Annotated in this window: 2 protein-coding genes; both read right to left on the bottom strand. The window is 63.4% G+C overall.

Translation table 11 applies throughout. The features are described from left to right. Positions 1–108: 108 nt before the first annotated feature. A complete protein-coding gene (locus tag EOC06_RS44935) occupies positions 109–807 on the bottom strand; it encodes an asparagine synthase C-terminal domain-containing protein (protein WP_206631342.1) in 699 nt (232 codons plus the stop codon). After that, on the bottom strand, positions 701–1,912 hold the full coding sequence (asnB, locus tag EOC06_RS36095; RefSeq protein WP_281062138.1) for an asparagine synthase (glutamine-hydrolyzing): 1,212 nt from the start codon (positions 1,910–1,912) through the stop codon (positions 701–703). The genes EOC06_RS44935 and asnB overlap by 107 nt, the downstream gene beginning before the upstream one ends. Between the last annotated feature and the right edge of the window lie 417 nt (positions 1,913–2,329).

The following is a 2,329-nucleotide window of genomic DNA, read 5'->3' as shown; positions in this document are numbered from 1 at the left end:
GTGTAATGATGTGCAATCCGAAAAGGTTGGGAGGGATACTTGACCATGGAGGCCACGCCGTATCGGGCGCCCAGGCCCCTTTGCTGTCCTTTTGCGTGTTCTCTCGTCTCAGACCGTGAGGCTCACGTTGTAATCGGTCAGGAAATCCTGGAGGGCCAGGATACGCTCTACCCCCCTGAGATTGTCGGTCGCATCGAGCGCGCGGGACCTGTCGACGGACAGCAGCGGTGCCACTGCCGCATTGCGGTCATTCAGCAGCGTGGTGAACCGGGTGCGCAGCATTCTGCCGTAGGTCGGATCCTGGATAGCCGGAATCGCGCTCTTGATTCGCCGCACCACCGACTGCGGCAGCAGATCCGCGGTGGCGGCCCGCAGCAGGCTCTTCTCGCGCCCGTCGAAAGTCTTGTAGGCCCATGGGGTGCCGAACACGTACTCAACGAGGCGGTGGTCGCAGAAAGGGACCCGCACCTCGAGACCTGAAGCCATGCTCATCCGGTCCTTGCGGTCGAGCAGCTTCGGCAGGTTACGCGTGAGAAAGAGGTAGCAGACCTCGCGCATGCGACGCTCGTGCGGATCGGCCGAAGCCGGCCCGGTCAGGGCGGGTACTTCCGCAAGTGCCTTGCGGTACTGCTCGTCGAGGTAGCCGGGTAGGTCGAGTTTCTCTACGAGGCCGGGTTCTAGGGACCGGCGCACGATATCGTCACTGTCTTCGGTCCAAGGGAACGTGTCGACCTGAACTTGCGCGGGATCGTGGAATGACGAGTAGCCGCCGAAAAGCTCGTCGGCCGCCTCCCCAGATAGGGCCACCGTACAGTGTTGCCGTGCTATCAACGCTGCCCGTGGTCAACGGCAGGTCGCGGGCGTGGAGGGTGGCGGCCCGCACGTTCGGGTCCATGAGTTCGTCCGCAGACAACGTGATGTCCGTGTGGTCGGTACCAACGAACTTCGCGACATTCTGCACGTACGGCCCGTCCGGTGTGGGGCGGTCCGGGCCGGGGGTAAAGTTGTCGGTGTAGCCGTCGAAGTCGAGGGCGAAGGACCGGATCCGTTCGTCGCTGAAGCGCGCGGCCAGTGCGGTCATGGCCGAGGAATCAAGCCCGCCCGACAAGAGTGTGCACAGCGGCACGTCAGCGATGAGCTGCCGCTGGATCGTGTCCTCGAGCAACTCGCGGACGCGCCGAACGGTGGTAGGCACGTCGTCGGTGTGCCCGCTGTCGGTGAGCTGCCAGTAGCTCATCTGCTTTATGCCGTCGCGGGTCACGTGGACGATGTGGCCGGGCCGTACCTCACGCATGCCGCGGAACACGGTGCTGAACGGGTCAGCAATGGAGCACAGGGTGCGACGAAGCCCATCGGCGTCCATGGCCGGTTCCGCGAGACTATTGGCGAGGATCGCCTTTGGCTCGGAGCCGAATAACACTCCGTGCTCGGTGGGGTAGTAGTAAAGCGGCTTGATGCCGAGCCGGTCGCGTATGAGAAGCAGTTCGCGCTCGGCGGTGTTCCACAGTGCGTAGGCGAACATCCCGTTGAGTTCGCTCACCGCGATGCAGGGGTCGTCGCGGCCCCACTCCCGGTGGGCGTGCAGCACCACCTCGGTGTCACTGCTCGTGTCGAACCGACGGCCCAGGGCGACGAGCCGTTGACGCAGCTCGCGGTAGTTGTAAGTCTCGCCCGTGTAGACGAGCACCAACGCTGGTCGGCCGTCCTCCTGGAGCGTCATCGGCTGGCGACCGCCCTGGCTATCAATGATCGCCAGGCGGCGGTGTCCCAGTGCCGCAGGCCCGTCGATCCAGGTCCCCTCGTCGTCCGGACCACGATAGGCCATGGTGGCCGTCATGTCAGCAAGCTCCCTTCGCGCGTCGGGACCTCCTAGGTCACGATCGAAATCAATCCATCCACAGATGCCGCACATATTTTGACTCCTTGCCTGATGGTAACTGTCGCCCAACTTCGGGCATCCGGGACACTGCACCCCGCGACCACGTGACATCCGTTTTCCCCGCCTCATCGGCTCAACTCGGGTAACCTCGATCGATCGTGACGGTTCATTCCCGCAGGCTGACCCCTTAGCAACCTGCCACGCAGCGCGCACCTCCCTGTTCTAGTAGTCTTATTGCGTCACAAAGGCGGGTCTGACGACGGCGCCTCCCTACGGGGACTTCGTAGAGCCGCCTCCTTGCCGGCGGCGATCCGCACCATTTCGGCCGAGATGGCAGCCGATTTTGTCTTATGGGCGTGCTCGCGCGGAGATCATGAGACAAGGGAATTCGACTGGCGTTGGTGCACGGATCGTTTATTGGTCTGGGTTTAGGGAAGCGGCAACCGCAGT

The organism is Mesorhizobium sp. M7A.F.Ca.MR.362.00.0.0 (assembly GCF_004023175.1).
GTDB lineage: Bacteria > Pseudomonadota > Alphaproteobacteria > Rhizobiales > Rhizobiaceae > Mesorhizobium.
The sequence above is the reverse complement of the archived record's forward strand: the minus strand, read 5'-3'. Positions and strand labels throughout refer to the sequence as shown.

What these genes read in the sequence shown, in the direction of transcription:
- asnB (WP_281062138.1), bottom strand. Translation starts at nt 1,912, where the DNA reads ATGTGCGGCATCTGTGGATGGATTGATTTCGATCGTGACCTAGGAGGT.